Genomic DNA, 2168 nt, shown 5'->3' with positions numbered 1-2168 from the left:
GAGGCCAGTTGCCGCGAGCGCGCGTAAAATTCAGCATAATTGCGCCGCAGGGCCCCGTGAACAATCGCGATATGATCCGGGAAAACACTTGCCGCGCGTTCCAGAAAGGTCAGTGGCGTGAGGGGCTGATAATTCGCTGGATTGCGGTCCAGATCGGTGTTGTAGGGGTTCAGTTTCATGAGGTCAGGCATCCTGCCATAGGGGCGCGCGTTTTTCGATGAAAGCACCAATACCTTCTTCGGCATCATGAGCGAGCATATTTTCGACCATCACGTTTGACGCGTAGTCATAAGCCTGCGTAAGGGGCATTTCACGCTGAGCATAAAATGCGCGTTTGCCCGTCGCCAACGTCATGCTGGACTTGGATGCGATCTTGCGCGCCATTTCCATGGTTGCGCCCTGCACGGCTTCAGCCGGGACAGCCCGGTTAATCAACCCGATTTCGGCCGCGCGGGAAGCGGGTGTCATATCGCCCGTCAGCAGCATTTCCATCGCGTGCTTGTTTCCCACATTGCGCGATAGTGCGACCATCGGGGTCGAGCAGAACAGACCGATATGAACCCCAGGCGTGCTGAATTGGGCCGTATCCGCGGCAATGGCCAAATCGCAACTGGCGACAAGCTGGCAGCCTGCGGCGGTTGCAATGCCGGTAACCTCGGCGATGACCGGTTTCGGGCACGTTACGATTCCTTGCATGACACCTGAACACATCGCCATAACTTTTGCGAAATAGGCCTTGCCGCGATCAGGGCCTGAGCGGCCAGCGGTCATTTCTTTCAGATCATGACCCGCGCAATAGGCCGGCCCGTTTGCAGCCAGAATGATAACCCGGACTGACGGATTTGCCCCGGCTTCAGCAAAGCTGTCAGCCAGCGTTTTCAACATCGCCTCGGACAGCGCATTCCGTCGTCCGGTGTCATTCAACGTCAGACGCAAGATGCCGTCATCCGTCAGGTCACGCAGAAGAATACTGTCGTTTTGCATGGCTCTCATCCTCGAATAAGCTCTATAGAATATTGATCTCGACGCTATCCGCGAGGGTGTTTGCGATAAAGCAATAGCGGTGCGCCCGATGCTGCATCTGCTCTAACGCGTCGGCGTCAACCGTAAACCCGGTATCAAAGCGCACAACCGGATGCAGATCGATGCGGGTCACTGACATCTGGCCTTTGGCGTTCTTGCCAAGATGCGCTTCGGCATAGTCATGATAGCTTGCGACAGGCCAACCTGCTTTTGCAGACAAGGCCAGAAATGTCATCATGTGGCAACTGGACAAGGCCGAAGCGAGCGCCTGTTCAGGATTGGTGTTCTCTGGCTGGCCGCCCCAATCAGGGGCGGCATCCACTTGGACCTCGTGGCTATTGTTATAGCGCACGGTGTGTTCGGCAGCGTATTTACCTGGCTCGAAAGCAGGCTCTGCGCGCTGCCAATGCAGCTCGATAGCAAGGTCTGACATATTTAGGTCTCTTTTGGTAGGACGCTCAAGCGGCGGCGATCTGCTTTTTGGGATCGTAGAACGGGCGATCAACGACGGTTGCCTGAGAAGGCCCGGACGCAGTCACAACTTCGACAACCGCACCGATATTGGCAAACTCTGCGTCTACCATGGCCAGTGCAATGTTCTGCTCAAGCCGCGGCGAATAGACCGCAGAGGTGACTTTGCCAATCGCCGCGCCATCCTTGTTGATGGTCCAGAATGTGGTGTTCGGCCCTTTCAAGGGGTCGCAATCGATGATCAGACCAATCTGCTTACGGCTCACGCCTTGTTCCTGAATGCGACGCAGCGCGGCCTTGCCGATAAATTCGGCTTCCATGTCGAGGTTCACAAGCCGGTCAAATCCAAGCTCGTAGGGGTTGGTGCTGATGTCGGCATCCGCATGATAAGACAGCATCCCACCCTCAATCCGGCGGATCGAAGACGTGTGGCCGGGTTTCAAGCCAAATGGCATACCTGCAGCCATGATCCGTTCCCACAGCGCATCGCCTTGGGTGCCGTCGCGCAGGTAAAGCTCATAGCCCAGTTCGCTGGACCAACCGGTGCGCGACACGATCAGCGGAATGCCATCAAGTTCAACTTCGCGTAGCCAGTAATATTTAAGGTCCATGATGCTGTCGCCAAAGAGCGCCTGCATGATCTCGCCGGATTTGGGCCCCTGCAATTGCAGCGG

At 56.4% G+C, this 2168-nt stretch carries 3 protein-coding genes and 1 pseudogene; all 4 read right to left on the bottom strand.

Annotated elements, in window-relative coordinates; genetic code table 11:
- Nucleotides 1–179, bottom strand: a pseudogene (locus ABYT07_RS20615) (acyl-CoA synthetase); the annotation flags it as partial.
- A 4-nt stretch (nt 180–183) separates the two neighbouring features.
- Nucleotides 184–984 carry an enoyl-CoA hydratase gene (locus ABYT07_RS20610; protein ID WP_372993871.1) on the bottom strand — a complete coding sequence of 267 codons (801 nt, stop codon included), beginning with the start codon at nt 982–984 and terminating at the stop codon, nt 184–186.
- A 22-nt stretch (nt 985–1006) separates the two neighbouring features.
- Nucleotides 1007–1456, bottom strand: coding sequence for an OsmC family protein (locus ABYT07_RS20605; RefSeq protein WP_372993870.1), 450 nt, complete (start codon nt 1454–1456; stop codon nt 1007–1009).
- 25 nt (nt 1457–1481) lie between these two features.
- Nucleotides 1482–2168, bottom strand: a 687-nt coding sequence (locus tag ABYT07_RS20600) for a glycine cleavage T C-terminal barrel domain-containing protein (RefSeq protein WP_372993869.1), incomplete at its 5' end; no start/stop codon positions are given.

This window comes from Sulfitobacter sp., from assembly GCF_041552635.1.
Taxonomy (GTDB): Bacteria; Pseudomonadota; Alphaproteobacteria; order Rhodobacterales; family Rhodobacteraceae; genus Sulfitobacter.
The sequence above is the reverse complement of the archived record's forward strand: the minus strand, read 5'-3'. Positions and strand labels throughout refer to the sequence as shown.

Bases quoted from the DNA above. Each gene is read 5' to 3' on its own strand.
- ABYT07_RS20605 (WP_372993870.1), bottom strand. From the start codon at position 1,456: ATGTCAGACCTTGCTATCGAGCTGCATTGGCAGCGCGCAGAGCCTGCT.
- ABYT07_RS20610 (WP_372993871.1), bottom strand. From the start codon at position 984: ATGCAAAACGACAGTATTCTTCTGCGTGACCTGACGGATGACGGCATC.